General features: G+C 45.2%; 14 protein-coding genes. 6 read left to right on the forward strand and 8 right to left on the reverse strand.

The features are described from left to right. Window positions 1-121: 121 nt before the first annotated feature. Window positions 122-2,107, reverse strand: coding sequence for a lytic transglycosylase domain-containing protein (locus ACAM39_RS08145; RefSeq protein WP_369627308.1), 1,986 nt, complete (start codon window positions 2,105-2,107; stop codon window positions 122-124). Window positions 2,108-2,379: 272 nt separating this feature from the next. On the opposite strand from ACAM39_RS08145, the gene ACAM39_RS08150 reads away from it, so the two are divergent. Beyond that, complete coding sequence (locus ACAM39_RS08150) at window positions 2,380-3,141, forward strand: class I SAM-dependent methyltransferase (protein ID WP_369627309.1); 762 nt, start codon at window positions 2,380-2,382, stop codon at window positions 3,139-3,141. A gap of 73 nt (window positions 3,142-3,214) precedes the next feature. Further along, a complete protein-coding gene (miaB, locus tag ACAM39_RS08155) occupies window positions 3,215-4,681 on the forward strand; it encodes a tRNA (N6-isopentenyl adenosine(37)-C2)-methylthiotransferase MiaB (protein ID WP_369627310.1) in 1,467 nt (488 codons plus the stop codon). Window positions 4,682-4,836: 155 nt separating this feature from the next. Here miaB and gspE read toward each other — a convergent pair whose 3' ends face one another. Next, window positions 4,837-6,342 (reverse strand): type II secretion system ATPase GspE, encoded by a 1,506-nt coding sequence (gspE, locus tag ACAM39_RS08160; RefSeq protein WP_472828206.1) that lies wholly within the window; start codon window positions 6,340-6,342, stop codon window positions 4,837-4,839. 173 nt (window positions 6,343-6,515) lie between these two features. Here gspE and ACAM39_RS08165 point away from each other — a divergent pair, with 173 nt between their 5' ends. Further along, window positions 6,516-7,367, forward strand: a complete 852-nt coding sequence (locus ACAM39_RS08165; RefSeq protein WP_369627311.1) for a thiazole synthase — start codon at window positions 6,516-6,518, stop codon at window positions 7,365-7,367. Between the two features lie 27 nt (window positions 7,368-7,394). Then, window positions 7,395-8,753, forward strand: a complete 1,359-nt coding sequence (locus tag ACAM39_RS08170) for a WS/DGAT/MGAT family O-acyltransferase (protein ID WP_369627312.1) — start codon at window positions 7,395-7,397, stop codon at window positions 8,751-8,753. A gap of 72 nt (window positions 8,754-8,825) precedes the next feature. On the opposite strand, the gene ACAM39_RS08175 is transcribed toward ACAM39_RS08170, so the two are convergent. The 4 genes from ACAM39_RS08175 to ACAM39_RS08190 form a co-directional block, all read right to left on the reverse strand. Next, window positions 8,826-9,554, reverse strand: coding sequence for an amino acid ABC transporter ATP-binding protein (locus ACAM39_RS08175; protein ID WP_145951641.1), 729 nt, complete (start codon window positions 9,552-9,554; stop codon window positions 8,826-8,828). Window positions 9,555-9,670: 116 nt separating this feature from the next. Then, entirely contained in the window at window positions 9,671-10,342 is a 672-nt protein-coding gene (locus ACAM39_RS08180) for an ABC transporter permease subunit (RefSeq protein ID WP_369627313.1), read from the reverse strand. Next, window positions 10,339-11,085 (reverse strand): amino acid ABC transporter permease, encoded by a 747-nt coding sequence (locus ACAM39_RS08185; RefSeq protein WP_369627314.1) that lies wholly within the window; start codon window positions 11,083-11,085, stop codon window positions 10,339-10,341. Before ACAM39_RS08185 ends, ACAM39_RS08180 begins: the two co-directional genes overlap by 4 nt. 151 nt (window positions 11,086-11,236) lie before the next feature. Then, window positions 11,237-12,304, reverse strand: coding sequence for a glutamate/aspartate ABC transporter substrate-binding protein (locus ACAM39_RS08190; RefSeq protein WP_369627315.1), 1,068 nt, complete (start codon window positions 12,302-12,304; stop codon window positions 11,237-11,239). 357 nt (window positions 12,305-12,661) lie between these two features. On the opposite strand from ACAM39_RS08190, the gene hslO reads away from it, so the two are divergent. Then, complete coding sequence (gene hslO, locus ACAM39_RS08195; RefSeq protein ID WP_369627316.1) at window positions 12,662-13,597, forward strand: Hsp33 family molecular chaperone HslO; 936 nt, start codon at window positions 12,662-12,664, stop codon at window positions 13,595-13,597. 233 nt (window positions 13,598-13,830) lie between these two features. After that, complete coding sequence (locus ACAM39_RS08200; RefSeq protein ID WP_062331757.1) at window positions 13,831-14,052, forward strand: dodecin family protein; 222 nt, start codon at window positions 13,831-13,833, stop codon at window positions 14,050-14,052. 63 nt (window positions 14,053-14,115) lie between these two features. Here the strand turns inward: ACAM39_RS08200 and topA are convergent, their stop codons facing one another. Then, the gene (gene topA, locus ACAM39_RS08205) at window positions 14,116-16,872 is read right to left on the reverse strand and encodes a type I DNA topoisomerase (RefSeq protein WP_369627317.1); all 2,757 of its coding nucleotides are present in this window, start codon (window positions 16,870-16,872) and stop codon (window positions 14,116-14,118) included. A 47-nt stretch (window positions 16,873-16,919) separates the two neighbouring features. Next, on the reverse strand, window positions 16,920-17,420 hold the full coding sequence (locus ACAM39_RS08210) for a hypothetical protein (protein ID WP_369627318.1): 501 nt from the start codon (window positions 17,418-17,420) through the stop codon (window positions 16,920-16,922). Window position 17,421 lies beyond the last annotated feature (1 nt).

The following is a 17,421-nucleotide window of genomic DNA, read 5'->3' on the forward strand; positions in this document are numbered from 1 at the left end:
ACTAGGTCAGATTTTGTAAACCCTGTATATACTAAAAAACAACAGTAATTTATTGACCATTATCAATTAATTAGCTGTTATTTTTGCAAAGATGTAGCAGGTTTATGTAATACAGATTGAATTAATACTTAGCAGCAATAATACCCATACGCTGAGTAATCGGTTGGTTATTACCGCCAAGTATCACATCATAATGGGTGGCATTTTCCATCACGGCTTTGACATAATTGCGCGTTTCTGCATAAGGAATGGTCTCAACGTACTGATCAGCCGCTAGGCTACCGTTCTCAGGTTGCCAAGTTTTGGCCTTACCTGGCCCTGCATTGTAGCCCGCGGTGGCTAGTACAGGCTGGCCGCCCAATTTATTTAAAATATCGCCCATATAATACGTACCATAGCGGATATTGGTATCACCCCCTGCGACGCGAGATGGCTCATACGGTTCGCCCAATTTACGTGCGATATAGCGCGCGGTGTCTGGCATGATTTGCATCAACCCACCTGCCCCGACACCCGAACGCGCGCCGATATTAAAACGGCTTTCTTGACGCATGATGCCATACGCCCACGCAGGATCGATTCCCGCTTGGCGGCTGTATTGCACGACACTAGACTGATGGGGCATCGGGAATGCCAGTGCCGAATTTGGAATTGTTTTGGTAGACTCCAACGCATAGATAGCACGGTCGTACCATCCCATGTCCGATGCGGTTTGCGCTGCTGCCAAAATCATCGTCTCATCACCACGGTCACGTGCTTTTTTTACTGCCCAGTTCCATTCACGGTTGGTATAGCTGGGATTGGCGGCAAGTTTATAGAGGGTAAATGCACGATTAAAGAAACTATCGTTTGCGAGGCGTGAGTAATCACTATTGCTCACCGGTGGATTGGTCGGTAATCGGTCAAAACGCTGCCCCAGTTGGTCTTTGGAGAGCAGTCCATAATAGTCATTGGTTTGCGCCAATTGACTAAATAGCTGATTGGCTTGTTGACGCTGCTGGTTAGTGCCGCCCAATTTGTAGGCTTTGGCAAGCCAATATTGCCATATCGGTTGCTGTTGATTTTTATAGTCCATTGCGCCAATGGCTTGTGCCAAATCTGACCATCGGCTATAGCGTATCGCTGCTTGGGCATAGTTTTCGGCTTCTTCATTGTTAAATGGTACGCCCAGACTTTTTTGCATCCAATCAACCGCGTCACTACTAAACCCTTGATCGGTATTGACGCCCATCCTTGCCACACCCAAGGTACGGTAGGCATATTGACGGGTTTTGGCATCAAAAAACTGCGGGTTTCGCCCCACATCATAGTTGAGCTGCATCGCCGCTTCACTGACAGATTTTTTGGCAAGTTGCCCTAAACCATATAGATATAAATATCGATTGCTAGCGGTTGCTGGCATACTTCCGATTTGTGAAAAAAACGCGTTAGGACTACTACTGACGCTCATGAGCTGATTGTAGCTCATCTGCACGCCCAATCGGCTGGCAAGCTGCACAATGTCACCATTGTTGCCCGTGCGTAGCATACGATACAGCCGCTGCTCACGGTCATCATTGCTAACCATGCGATTGCCATTGAGTTCTGTCGCCAACTGTTGGCAAAGCTGTGGCAGTTTTTTATCCGTGTTTAGCCAAACATTACCTTTTTCGGTATAAGCGCGCATGCTATCGCCACCGTGATTGAAACCTAACGCAATGGCACAAGCTTCACTGGCATCAGCATTGGTTACATAGCTCGCCACTTGTCTAACCGCATCATAATCACCCATCCGCGCTTTGGTTTCCGCATAATCCGCCGCCAATTTTTCTGCCATCGCCGTTTGTGGATAACGGTTGGCAAAACTCACAATCGCTGATGCCGGCTGAGCGTCTAAGTCTTTATTAAGCTGCCAATATTCTGGATACATGGCTAGACTACCACCCGCCATCATTTGCTGATAGTTGCCCATTTGCGATAAGTTGCCACGGCTAGCTTCACGTTCGGCTTGGTTAAAATAACTATCAGCTGTGCTGGGCGTCCCTACAGAATAGCTACTTGCGCAAGCAGATTCTGCAAAAACAGCAATCACACCGCATGAAATCATCGAAAGCTTGAGATTTTTCATAATAATTGGTAAGACCTTTAACTAGGATAAATAAATAGAATAAATAGGCAAAAAATGACAAAAGTAATGTAAAAATGGTTAACCTTGCTGAAGCGATTATAACGATTGTCGACTAAAAAACATTTACCCAAATCTCAACTAATTGTATAAAAATGTTGCAGCTTGTTTTATATAACCAATAGTTTTTGGATTTTAAATTTAATTAACTATAAATTATCAATTATTTGGCTTATGATAAGTCCATTATTAGCCACCAATAAATGCGACAAACCATGACCCATACCCAACACGCCCTAAATATTCAACAATATCAAGACAAATCTCACAACTACCTTAATAGCGCTGTCCATGCGCAAGGCGCTGAGTTCGATAAAATAAAGCAGTTGATTGAGGCGCACAAGCTTGCGCATATATTGGATTTGGGCTGTGGCGGTGGGCACGTCAGTTATCAGGTGGCACCTGTGGCCACATCAGTGATTGCTTATGATATTACCCCTACGATGACCGAAGTGGTCGCCAGCCAAGCCAAAACACGCGGGCTAACCAATATCACCACGCAAGTCGGTACGGCAGAAAAATTACCCTTTGCCGACCACCAATTTGATGCCATTATCACACGCTATTCTGCGCACCATTGGCAAAATGTGCCACAAGCGCTGTTTGAAATGCATCGCGCCCTAGCTGACGGTGGCAAAGTGGTGATTGTCGATGTGTTGGGCAATAGCAACCCCGTGCTCAATAATTTTTTACAGACCATTGAAACCATCCGCGATCCCAGTCATGTCAAAGATTATAGTCTTGCCGAGTGGTTGTATTTTGCACAAATCACCGGCTTTAGCGTGGCGACTGTCGAGATGCAAAAACTGGCGTTAAATTTTGACAGTTGGGTCGCCCGTATGCATACCCCTGATACCAGCATACAAGTGATTCGAGCCTTACAAAAAAATTGTGCCGCGCCTGTTAAACAATATTTTGATATAGATGAAGCTGGCAATTTTAGCACCGATGTCATTTATTTAGTGCTGTCAAAATAATCACTACCGCATCTTGCCAAAAAAATCTGTTATAATTAAGGGTTTATTTTAGGCGAAACATTTAGGTGTAGTCATGACAGTTGCTACTTTTGACCCAAAAGCACAGATTTCCAAAACTCAAAATTTGGTAACGCCAACGCTAGCGGCGAGTGTTGAACCCACCATGCCACTAGCGGATACTCGTGTCAAACGCGTGTTTATCGAGACCCAAGGCTGTCAGATGAATGTGTACGACTCTGAAAAAATGGCAGATGTGCTAGGCGACTCCCATGGCATGGTGCTGACGGACAATCCTGAAGAAGCCGATGTACTGCTCATGAATACCTGCTCGATTCGTGAAAAAGCGCAAGAAAAAGTATTCTCTGAACTCGGACGCTGGAAAAAACTTAAAGAGAAAAACCCGAATTTGGTCATCGGTGTGGGTGGCTGCGTGGCGTCACAAGAAGGCGATAAAATCCAAAGCCGTGCCCCGCATGTCGATATGGTGTTTGGACCGCAAACGCTGCATCGCCTGCCAGAATTGTATGACCAATCTACCAAACAGCTGGATGTCAAACCCAAAAACCGTATCGGCGTTGTCGATGTGTCTTTCCCCAGTATCGAAAAATTTGACTTTTTACCCGAACCCAAAGTGGAAGGGTTTAAAGCATTTGTATCCATCATGGAAGGGTGCTCAAAATACTGCTCATTTTGCGTGGTGCCTTACACCCGCGGGGAAGAAATCTCGCGCCCACTCGATGACGTACTTGCCGAGATTGACAGCCTTGCCAGCCAAGGGGTACGTGAAGTAACGCTATTGGGGCAAAACGTCAATGGCTACCGCGGCGAAAAACACGATGGCACGATTTGCCGTTTTAGTGAATTATTGCATTATGTGGCGCACGTTGACGGTATTGAGCGCATTCGCTATACCACCAGCCATCCACTGGAATTTAGCGATGATATCATTGAAGCGTATGCCAAAATACCAAAACTGGTATCCCACCTGCACCTACCTGTGCAAAGTGGCTCCAACGCTATCCTAGCTGCCATGAAGCGTAACCACACTATTGATATTTACATTGAGCAAATCCGCAAACTGCGCGCCGTGCGCCCTGATATGTATTTATCAAGCGATTTTATTATCGGTTTTCCCAATGAAACCGACCAAGATTTCCAAGATACGCTCAATCTTGCCAAAGATTTGGATTTTGACCACTCGTATAGCTTTATTTACTCAAAGCGTCCCGGTACGCCTGCTTCAGACTTGCCCGACAATGTCGATATGGCAACCAAAAAAGCCCGTTTGGCGGCGTTTCAGCAAGTGATTATTGACTCAACTTGGGCAAAAACCCAAGGCATGGTGGGTCAAACCGTGCGTGTACTGGTGGAGCAACATGGCGACCGCAATCCTGAATTTTTGATGGGAACGGCAGATAATACGCGAACGGTGCTATTAAAAGGCGATGACGCGTTGATTGGTAAACTGGTGATGGTGAAAGTCACGCGTGCCATGAGTCCGCATTTGGTGGAAGGTGAGTTGGTTGAAGTGTTGAGTTAATTTATTACTAATCAATTTGTGTTAAAGGAAAAGACGAGTTTATGGCTCGTCTTTTTTATTTAAGTTTATTTAAGCCAAGATGGATAAAAGATTTTTGGCTCAATGACTCATTAAACCCTTTTAAGAGTTTTTGCTCGACTTGGCATAGACTTCCCTTATATGTCTTTTTCTTTTGTTACTCGCAGCACTTCTTCCAGTGTAGTTTTCCCTGCCAACACCTTTCTAAGTCCATCCGCACGAATTGACGGTGTTTTGCTGCGCGCATACGCTTCTAACTCAAACTCAGCTGTTTGGCTATGAATCAATTGTCGCAGTTTATCATCGACAGGCACAACTTCATAAATCGCAGTACGTCCCCGAAATCCTGATTGATTGCACTTCTCACAGCCCACAGGTTTTGGCAGTTTAATCGCCCCGAATTCGCCTATTTCAGTAAAAATCTGCGTTTGATAGGCATCGGCAAGTGCCCATGTATGGCAATGCAGACACAAGGTACGCACTAGTCGCTGTGCCACCACGCCAATGAGGCTCGATGACAACAAAAACGGCTCAACGCCCATATCTTGTAGCCGCGTCACCGCACCAATCGCCGTATTGGTATGCAGGGTTGAGAGTACCAAGTGACCTGTGAGTGACGCTTGCACCGCAATTTCTGCGGTCTCTAAATCGCGAATCTCCCCTACCATCACCACATCAGGGTCTTGGCGTAGCATGGCTCGCAAACTACGCGCAAAGGTCATATCCACTTTATTATTGACTTGGGTTTGCCCAATACCATCTAGCTGAAATTCAATGGGGTCTTCAGCGGTCAAAATGTTACGGGTGTTATCGTTCAAATCCGTTAAAGCCGCGTACAGTGTCGTGGTTTTGCCCGAACCTGTCGGACCTGTGACCAGAATAATGCCATGCGGGCGATGAATTAAGCGTTTAAGCTCGCTATAATCATTGTCTGACAAACCCAAATAGGTCATATTTAACCGACCCGCTTGTTTATCCAACAGCCGCATCACCACACGTTCACCAAAATTTGATGGCAAGGTCGATACCCGCACATCCACTTCTCGCCCAGCCAGACGTAATGAGATGCGTCCATCTTGCGGCACCCGTTTTTCAGCGATATCCAGTTTTGCCATCACCTTGATACGCGACACCAGTAGCGGTGACAGTTCCCGTTTTGGACTGACGATTTCTTTAAGCACCCCATCCACCCGAAAGCGTACCGATAGGCGTTTTTCAAAGGTTTCGATGTGAATATCTGAGGCGTTTAGGCGGATAGCTTCGGACAGTAGCGCGTTGATTAGGCGAATGATGGGCGCGTCATCTTCTTGGTCCATCAAGTCTTCCGTCTCAGGGACACTGTCAGCCAGACTCATCAAGTCGGGATGGTCTTCAAGCCCAGCGGCAATATGCTGAGATTCCCCTGTGTTGCCTGCATACACAGCGGCTAACTGCCTTTCAAAATCGTCACTTTGCGCCATGGCAAAATTCAATGGCAGCGGTACCCCTGCTTGACTGGCAAAACGGTTGGCTTCGTTGATGGCTTCCATAGGGGTATCCGCCGTCATCAACAACGTCGGCGGGGCAGTCAAATCTTGCGAGTATTGCAACAGCAGTTGATGACGTTTGGCAAAACTATACGGCAAGGCAATCGGATTTAGCATAGGGATTATCGAATGAAATAAGCCAAGAAAAGATGCGTTCCATTGTAGCTTATCAACAGGACAAATCCTACCAAGGCGCACAAAAAGACCCTGAGACAAGCTATATTTTGTTATACTAAAGCATTTTTTACTGATTGATAACCATGCCAATCAAAATCTAAAAAGGGATGACAATGACCCAAACCACTTTAACTCAAAATCCTGCGACCCAAAATTCTTTAAGCCAAAATACGCTGACCGCCCCAAACGACCTCCTACACATTGGTTCGCGCACGTTTACCTCTCGTTTGCTCGTCGGTACTGGCAAATATACAGATTTGGCACAAACAGGCGAAGCCATCGCCGCCAGCGGTGCCCAAATCGTCACTGTCGCCATTCGACGCGTAAATATCGGGCAGAAGAAAGATGAACCCAACCTACTCGATGTGATTTCTCCCGAAAAATACACCATTCTGCCCAACACCGCTGGCTGTTTTGACGCGGCTAGCGCCGTTCGTACCTGTCAGTTAGCGCGTGAATTGTTGGATGGGCACAACCTTGTCAAACTTGAAGTATTGGGCGATGAAAAAAACTTGTATCCTAATGTCATCGAAACCGTCAAAGCCGCTAAGACCTTGATTGATGATGGCTTTGATGTGATGGTGTATACCTCAGATGACCCAATTGTTGCCAAAGAACTAGAGAGCATGGGCTGTGTGGCGATTATGCCATTGGGCAGTTTGATTGGCTCAGGTTTGGGATTACTCAATCGCCATACTTTAAGTCTCATCATTGAGCAGACCCAAGTGCCGGTCTTGGTGGATGCAGGCGTGGGTACCGCCAGTGATGCCGCCATTGCCTTGGAATTGGGCTGTGATGGTGTGCTGATGAACACCGCGATTGCCCATGCGCAAAACCCTGTATTGATGGCATCTGCCATGAAACATGCGGTGATGGCTGGACGTGAAGCCTTCTTGGCAGGTCGTATGCCAGCGCGGTATATGGCACAAGCTAGTTCGCCACAGACTGGCTATTTTTTCCGCTAATTTTTTATTGATTGATAAGGACATCCCATGCGTCTGCTCACCGCCATTGACCAGTTATTTATCTTACTTGAAAATCGCAATCAGCCGATGCACATTGGTGGGCTGTTCTTGTTTGAGATTCCCGATGGCGCAAGCGATACCTTTGTCAGTGATTTGGTGCAGCAGATGGTCACGCAAAAGACGCCGCCGAGTTTTCCATTTAACCAAGTGTTATATCATCTAGCATGGTGGAAAACCGATGAAAACTTTGAAGTCGACCATCATTTTCGCCATATCGCATTGCCAAAACCAGCACGTATCCGTGAGCTATTGACTTATGTGTCCCAAGAGCATAGCAAATTACTCAATCGTGCCAAACCGATGTGGGAATGTCACATCATCGAGGGGATTGAAGACAATCGTTTTGCGTTGTATTTTAAAATTCATCATTCTATGGTCGATGGGATAGCGGCGATTCGTTTGGTGAAAAAATCGCTATCAGAATCGCCAACCGAGCGTATTAGCTTGCCAATTTGGTCGCTAATGACCCGTCATCGTCACCAACTCGATGCTTTGATACCAGAAGATAAATCCCTTCTGCGTGTCGTCAAAGAGCAAGCGCTGGCTATCCCACCTGCTATCAAAGCCTTAGGTAAAAATGTGGTAGAGCGATTTCACAAAGACTACATTACCACCACCCAAGCGCCAGATAGCCCCCTCAACCAACCGGTATCAAGCTCACGGCGTATCTCTGCGCAATCTTATGAGCTTATTCGTTTTCAAACCATCGCCAAACATTACGCCGTGACCGTCAATGATGTAATTTTGGCGATTTGTTCGGGCGCGTTACGCCGTTATTTGCTCGATATCAATGGCTTGCCCAAAAAACCCTTGATTGCCTTTGTACCGTTATCACTGCGTGATGACAACGATAGCACAAGCCAACACGTTGGCAATCAAATTACCTTTATTTTAGCCAATCTTGCCACCCACCTTGCCGACCCTGTTGCACGGTTAAAGACGATTAATGGCAGCACCAAAAATAGTAAAAAACGCTTTTCACGGATGAAGCAAGCCTCGTCGATTATTTATAGTGGGATTGCTTATAGCCGTTCAGGATTGCAGGTACTTACGGGTCTGTTTCCCGATTATCGCGGTTTTAACTTGATTATCTCAAATGTACCAGGCTCCCATCAGCCTTTGTATTGGCAAGGGGCAAAACTGCAGGCACTGTATCCTGCTTCGATTGTGCTCAATGACCAAGCGATGAATATCACCTTGTGTACTTATGTGGATAAAATTGAGTTTTGTATCGTCACCTGTAGCCAAATATTGCCGCATAGCCAACGATTACTCGCCTATATGGAAGAGGAACTCAAAGAATTTGAATCACTCATGAGCAATTAGGCTAATGCAAACTTTTATAATAAAAAACGGCAGTGACTGCCGTTTTTTATTGAAATAAACTTTACCTTATCTTTAGTGATTTAAGATTTTTGACAAGAAATCTTTCGCACGCTCGCTACGTGCACCGGCAAAGAATTCTTCCCGGCTGCAGTTTTCAACAATATGACCTTGATCCATAAAGATGATACGGCTGGCGACTTGGCGCGCAAAGCCCATTTCGTGCGTCACACACATCATGGTCATGCCCTCATTCGCAAGCTCAATCATCACCTCAAGCACCTCTTGAATCATCTCAGGGTCAAGCGCGGAAGTTGGCTCATCAAACAGCATTGCAATCGGATCCATACTGAGCGCACGCGCAATTGCTACCCGTTGCTGCTGACCGCCTGACAACTCGGCAGGGTATTTTTTGGCATGCGCTGACAAGCCCACGCGGTCAAGATAACCCAAGCCTTTTTTCTGCGCTTCAGACTGACTACGACCCAATACTTTGATTTGTGCCAAGGTCAAGTTTTCTAAGATGGATAAATGTGGAAACAGTTCAAAATGCTGAAATACCATCCCTACTCGGCTACGTAGTTTTGGCAAGTCGGTTTCTTTGGCGCCGACCGAAATGCCATCAATCAAGATTTCACCTTGTTGAAAGGCTTCAAGCCCATTGACGGTTTTGATTAAAGTTGATTTGCCGCTACCTGATGGACCACAGATGACGGTCACATCGCCTTTGTGCACATGCGCGGTACAGTCGGTCAATACTTGAAAGTCGCCATACCATTTACTGACTTTGTTGACATTAATCATGATATCAGGACTGGCGTGTCCACTGTTTGATACCAAGCCACCAAATTCGTTGAGCCAGGTGGTTTCATCAATTTTAGTAACTACTGACATGTTATTATTCCTTTATTCAATATTGATTAAGCCATGCGAAAGCGTTTGCGTAGGCGGTTGACAGCGGTCGATGCGGTTAGACTGACCACAAAATAAAACGCCCCTGCCAGCAAGATATAGGGGGTTAATAACCCCATCAAGTCACCGCGCACGTATGAGGCTCGGAAGAAATCCACCAAGCCAATCGCAAACACCAAGGTGGTATCTTGGAACAAAATAATCGACTGCTGTAGAAGTAGCGGAAACATCTTGCGAAACGCTTGTGGCAAAATAATAAAACGCATGGTCTGACCATAAGTCATACCCAAGGCTTTAGCGGCATTGACCTGTCCTTTGCCAATTGACTGGATACCCGCACGGACAATCTCAGAAAAATACGCGGCTTCAAACACCATAAATGCCACCACGCACGAAGTGAACGCGGTATCCAACGTCAAATACGTGCCCGTCACCAAGTTATACACCATCGGTACAGCAAAATAAAACCAAAGCAATACCAACAGCAGCGGCACTGAACGGAAAAAGTTGACATACAGCTTGGCAGGCACGGCTAAAATTCGAATGCCCGACAACCGCATCAAGGCTAGAATCGTACCCAGTGTCAAACCGCCAATGATAGCTAAAAACAACACTTTGAAGGTGATCCATAACCCACCCATCAACCCTGGCATTGCGGCTTGTAATTCCATCATATTCATGCGCCACCCCCATCGATTTGACCTTTGATGCGTAATTTTTTCTCAAGCCAAGTCATAAAATAAATCAACACCAAATTAAACAATAAATAAATAATCGTGGTAAAAGTATACACCTCGATATTGTTTTGGGTATACTCACTGATAGTCTTGGTTTGGCTAATCAGCTCAGTGACCCCGACCAATGAAGCGACCGAGGCATTCTTAAAACAGTTGGTAAGCTCAGAGCTCATCGGTGGTAAAATCACCCGAAACGCCTGTGGCAATACGATATGGCGATACGTCTGGGGTAAGGTAAACCCGAGCGCATAGGCAGCATTGGTTTGCCCTTTTGGCAATGATTCAATGCCCGTACGCACTTGCTCAACAATACGCGCCGCTGTAAAGAGTCCAAGACCAATACTTGCCGAAACAACCGCCGAGGTATTTGGGTCTAACTCTTGAAACCACCATTTTTGTAACGCAGGTGCCAGCCAAGTAGGTGCCACATAAAACCAGAAGAACAACTGTATTAATAGCGGAATATTACGAAAAAAACTCACATAAGCTGTACCAATCGCTCTAGCAGTTTTGTTTGGTAAAGTACGCATAATACCTAAAATCGTACCGATAATTAAGGCAATCAGCCAGCCACTCCCCCCAATGACCAACAGCCATTTAAAGCCTGTCAATAGCCACTGCCAGTAGACTTCGCTGCCTACGCCTGTTGGTTGCAGCAACACGCCCCAATTCCAACTATAATTCATTGCCACCCCCAAAATCCTGTCTAGCAAATTGATTTACCCAAAAACTAAAACTGACGTAACCACAATTGATAGGTGATGACGTCAGTTTTATGTTGGATAGTAACCTTCCTAACCTAGTTTGTTGTTATCCCATCAAACTCAACTCATCAAACTAGGGTTTTGTTGCACTTGCAATTGCATTGCTTGCAGATGCCACATTACTAGCGCCCGTTGCTACGGCGTTGACGGTAGAAGATGCGGCTGCATTAGCGACGTCTTTTGGTTGCGCGCCGTCATGCGGGTTTGCTAACAAGGCTTTTAAGTTGTCAGACATTTGGAAGTTCATGTTGATGTTTTTGGGTGGAATCGGTGACATGAACCATTTTTTGTAGATGTCATTGATTTCACCTGATGAATAAGTCGCAACCAACGCATCATCGACTACTTTTTTGAATTCACTATCGTCTTTACGCATCATACAGCCATAAATTTCATACGATTGTGGGGTACCAACAATGACCCATTTGTTTGGATCTTTGGCTTTGGCTTTTTCACCCGCAAGCAGTACGTCATCCATCATAAAGGCTGCCGCACGACCGCTTTCTAACATCAAGAAAGATTCGCCGTGGTCTTTGGCAGAAACGATATTAATGCCCATTTTTTTGTCATCGTTGAGTTTTTTGATAAAACGCTCAGAGGTAGTACCTGCGGTAGTCACTAAGGTTTTGCCTTTTAAATCTGCAAAATCTTTGATACCTGAATCTTTAGCGGTTAATAAGCGAGTACCAATCTCAAAGAAACCATTTGAGAAAGCCACTTGTTTTTGGCGCTCTTCATTGTTGGTGGTTGAACCACATTCTAAGTCGACCGTACCATTTTGTACCAATGGGATACGGGTTTGTGAGGTTACTAGGTTGTAACGCACTTTAAGGTCTGGCATATTCAATTGTTTTTTGACTGCATCAACAATTTTTAATTGGAGGTCATGGGCATAACCCACAGGTTGGTTTGGCGTACCTGCGATATAAGAAAATGGAATTGAGGAATCACGGTAACCCAGTACGATTTCCCCTGATTTTTTAATTTTATCGAGCGTTTTTTCACCAGTAGCCGCTGCCGCTGGTTGGCTACCTTCAGTCCCTGCCGCTTTGTTGTCGCTGGCTTTGTTACAACCTGCAAGACCTAATGCCATAATAGCAGCGGTTGCTAAGGCGATTGGCTTTTTAGAGATTAAAATCATCCTATGATCCTTATCGTATGATACGTTCTTAGTTAATCTTTTCGCTATGTGGCTGTCAATGCCAAATCGAGTAAAAAGACTCCCCCCATCTCTTTGTGTTTATCCTTCCCTGTCCTTCATCATCCCTCATTGCACCCATTAAAATATGGCAAAACCTTGCACAATGACTGATAAAAAATAGTTTAGGATACTCAAAAGATTTAAAATGTGTGTTTATAGTAATTTACTTTTCTGTGTTGTGACAATAGATTTACAAAAAATATTTTTTTCGTCATCGACAATTTTTTTGCTATTTTCGATTTTATCCCCATTTATAGCTCAATAAATTGATTAAAATTCACTTAAGATAGGTTATTTATGACAACAGCGACTCAAGCCCTCCACGATTTTGATATGCGCCAACGTTTTTATTTTGACAAAAGCCCGGTACGCGGTGACGTGGTACGAATCAACGACAGCCTACAGACGATATTACAGCAAAAAGACTACCCAGTTGCCCTGCAAAAACTACTTGGGGAAATGTTGGTTGCGGCAAGCTTGCTGATTGGCACCTTAAAAATCGAAGGTCGTCTATCCATTCAATTGCAAAATTCAGGCGCAGCCACTGACCCCGAACAGGACAGCTTAACTTGGGCGATGGCAGAGTGTGACCACCAAGGTCACATCCGCGGTCTTGCAGAGTGGACAGGCGCGTGGCAATCCGCACAAACCGCGAATGATGCCTTTGCCAAACTCGGTAAAGTCGGTGAAGGGGTATTATTTATTAATATCCAACCTGATGCCACGTATGGCACACAAGCAGAAGGCTATCAAGGCATTGTTGAACGTGTGGCAGATAATTTAGCGGATTGTTTGGCACACTATCAGCAGCAATCCGTGCAGATTCCTACTTTAATCAACTTGGCTTGTGATGGTGAGCAAGCGGGCGGTATCGTGCTGCAGCTGCTACCACGTACCACAGAAGAAGAATATGAGACGGTGGACAATGATTTGTTCCCCCGCTTAAAAATATTAACCAAAACGCTAAAAGCTGAAGAATTAACCACCTTGCCAGCTAATGAGATTTTATATCGATTGTATCATGAAGAAGACGTGGTGACGGCTGAGCCTATGCCGTTGACCTTTGCTTGTACCTGCTCACAGCAGAAAAGTGAATCGGCTATTTTTCAGTTGGGCAAACCAGCTGCATTAGAAATCGCTAATGAGCATGGTGGCAAGGTGGCGTTAGATTGCGGTTTCTGCGGGCATGTATATTATTTTGATAAAAACGCCATTAACCAAATTTTTTCTTAATTTAATGGCTTATATAGCTAACTTTACATCATTTAAAATTGCGCAATATTGGTTACGCTTCTAGTCGATGTGATAGCCAAAACTAATACCAAAGTTACAAGTTAACTTTGGTATTTTTTTGCATATTTGATAAGTTATAAGCATCAGGTTTGAGATAACTTAAGTTAAGCTTGATAAGTTTTAGATTAAAAATTAATTAGGAAAATAATATAATAGAAAATAAGGATATCGTTATGTCAGTGGCAAAAAATATTGAAATTAGCAGCAGCTCAACGGTAAGTTTTGAAGATGCAATCAAAAAAGGCATTGCACAAGTCAACAAAACGGTTAATAACGTGGAAGGTGCTTGGATTAAAGAGCAAAAAGTACGCATTAGCGATGGTAATATCACTAGCTATAACGTGATGATGATTGTTAGCTTTGTAATTGAAGATGACAGCACTGATTTAAAATAAAGATTTTATTTATCCATAAAAAACCCTAGCCTAGGCTAGGGTTTTTTGTTGGTTGCCATTACATTACTCTTCAACCCACTGTCCTTTTCGATAAACCAAGGCAAATTTAGTCGCTTTGCCGTCTTTTTCTGAGCCGATATATTGCTCTGCATTTTTACGGCTCCAACGCAAAATTGTTGGATTGCCCTCATTATCGGTATCTGGCGCGCTAAATAAATACTGGAATTTATCTTCCAACTGATCCTGTATCGCGCGTAATTCTGACAGTTTTGGTGGGCGAGTTTCCCGTACTTTAGGAAATTTTGACGCTGCCAAGAATAACCCTGCTGCCCCTTCACGCAAAATATAATGGTCATCAAATTTTTGTGACTTGAGTTCTGGCATAGGGATTGCGGTCATGCGTGGCGGCGCTGCATCGCCATTTTTGAGCACTTTACGGGTATTATCACACTGCTGACAGGCAAAATAGGCACCAAAACGCCCAGTTTTGAGCACCATTTGCCCATCGCATTTATCACAAGGTATAGTAGGTACATCGTCATTGCCTGCGGTTTCAAAGACGCCTTTTTCTAATAGATAGCCATCACAGTCAGGATTGTTACCACACACATGGAGTTTTAATCCGCCATCGACGATATACCCATCCATCGCGGTATGGCATTTCGGGCAGCGTTTTTTCTCAAGTAGCGCTTGGATTTCGTCGTTGTTGTCCGCGTCGTCCTCACCGAGATTCTGGCTCTCTTTACTGGTTTGACTATGAAAGGCTTCCACAGGCATCAAGTTTTTGGTGCCTTTACAACGCTCTTTGGGCGGTAAATTATAGCCGGTACAACCCAAAAACACCCCTGTTGAACCGGTACGGATCTGCATTGGTCTCTGACATAAGTCACAATGGATATCTGGAACATCGGTTGGGTCGTTGGGCTTCATGCCGTCTTCGTCTTTGGCACGCTCTAACTTGCCTTTAAAATCGCCATAAAAATCATCCAGCACTTTTTTCCAGTTTTGCTGACCTTCAGCGACTTCATCTAGGTTTTCTTCCAGCCCTGCAGTAAAAGTATAGTCCATCAAATGCGGAAAGCTGTTGACCAATCTGTCAGTGACGATATCACCCATTTTTTCGGCGAATAAACGTTTATTTTCTACCTTGACATACCCACGTTCTTGAATGGTTGAGATGATAGCGGCATACGTGGACGGACGACCAATCCCACGTTTTTCCAATTCTTTGACTAAGCTTGCTTCAGTATAGCGGGCCGGTGGCTTGGTAAAATGTTGGGTAGGCTCGATACTATCGACCACCAATTTTTCCCCGATTTTTACATCAGGTAACAGATTGTCTTCATTTTTGGCAGGGGGCTGTACTTTGGTGTACCCATCAAAGGTCATCACGCGACCTTTGGCTCTAAGCTCAATGTCACCGGCATTGACAATCAACGTCATGGATTGGTACTGCGCAGGTGGCATCTGACACGCCACAAACTGGCGCCAAATCAGCTCATATAGGCGCTGGGCATCGCGCTCCATGTCTTTTAGCGAGGCAGATTGCACCAAGACGTCTGAGGGGCGAATCGCTTCGTGCGCTTCTTGGGCGTTTTGCTTGTTGCCATACACATTGGGCGATTTTGGAACATATTTTGCGCCGTATTGCTTGTCAATAAAACCGCGCACACTGGTGAGTGCATCCGCTGACAAAAAAGTACTGTCAGTACGCATATAGGTGATATGACCTGCTTCATACAGGCGCTGAGCCAGCATCATGGTTTTTTTGACTGGAAAACCAAGGCGAGTACTGGCGGCTTGTTGCAGTGTCGAGGTGATAAAGGGTGCAGACGGTTTTGATTGGGTGGGTTTTTCTTCCCGATCTGCTACGATAAAATCTGACTGTTCAAGCAGCGCAACAATCGCATTGGTCTGTTCTTCGTTTTTTAGTTCAAGGGGTTTGCCCGCTTTTTTTACCGCTTCTAGGCGAATGGTCTCTTGTTTGGCTTGCTGGCTGTGGGTATTGCTGTGGATTTCCCAATATTCCACTGGGGTAAAAGCGCGAATTTCACGTTCACGCTCCACCACTAGACGCGTGGCGACAGATTGTACCCGCCCTGCCGACAGTCCGCGCGCTACTTTTTGCCATAGCAATGGCGATACCATGAAACCAACGACACGGTCTAAAAATCGTCTGGCTTGCTGCGCGTTGACACGGTCATAGTTTAGCTTGGTGGGGCTTTTAAAGGCATTTTGAATCGCGTTTTTGGTGATTTCGTTAAATACCACGCGGCTGTATTTGTCATCACTGCCACCGATGACTTCTTTGAGATGCCAAGCAATCGCTTCCCCTTCTCTATCCAAGTCGGTTGCAAGATAAATTTCTTTGGCGTCTTTGGCAAGGGATTTTAATTCTTTAATCACTTTAACTTTGCTGGGTAGAATTTCATAATGTGCCACCCAGTCGTGCTCGGGGTCAATACCCATACGCCGTACCAAGGCTTGCTGCGCTCTTTGCTCTTTAGTAAGTTTGGTATCCGACTTATCATCGGTTTTCGCTGCGCCAGAACCCGACACAGGTAAATCACGCACGTGTCCCACGCTAGAGCGGACGATAAAATCATTTCCCAGATACTTATTGATGGTTTTGGCTTTAGCAGGGGATTCCACAATCACCAAGGCTTTGCCTTGCCCCGACGTTTTAGGCGCTGTTTTTGATGCTTTTGATGTGGCTGTTGATTTGGGCGCGGCGGCTTTGGTTGCGGCTTTGGTGTCTGTTTTTGTATCAGCCGTATCCGTGGTTTTGGTTGATTTTCTCGCTGTCGGTGTTTTACTCATGTTGGGTTCACAAAATCATTAAAAAGGGTAAGTTAAAATACGAAAAGTTAGTTATTCTGCACCAATTTGGCATAATCATGCAATTTACTTTTTAACATGATTAGGTCTTTTTCGGTGGTTTCAAGTTCTGATTTCATGCCCAGTTGGCTATTTTCTTGCCAATAAATACACACAAAATTGGCTTTACAGCTTAAACCTTTAACGGTTGTTGCGATGGATGCCGGTAAATCCACCTCCCGATTATCAAGCGCAAAATTGGCGGGATAATGCCCGGTAAAGGGTCGCCATTTACCCTCAATCACCTGATAATCACAGGGGCGCATCTGCGCGTCTTCAATCACCACGCCATATTGCGCCATCATGCCTTTACCGCGTTCGCTTGTATCGCCGATAATCCAATCAGGGCATGCGACCAGTTTTGGCTGCACGCCCACGCGTCTGGCTGCCATGCGCAGATTATCACGCATGGTCTCGCGAGCAGAGGGTTTTAACCCCATGACACTACCGACAATAAACACCCCGATGGCGATGGCTATCCATATTCCCATT

The organism is Moraxella sp. K02 (assembly GCF_041154755.1).
Lineage (GTDB): Bacteria > Pseudomonadota > Gammaproteobacteria > Pseudomonadales > Moraxellaceae > Faucicola.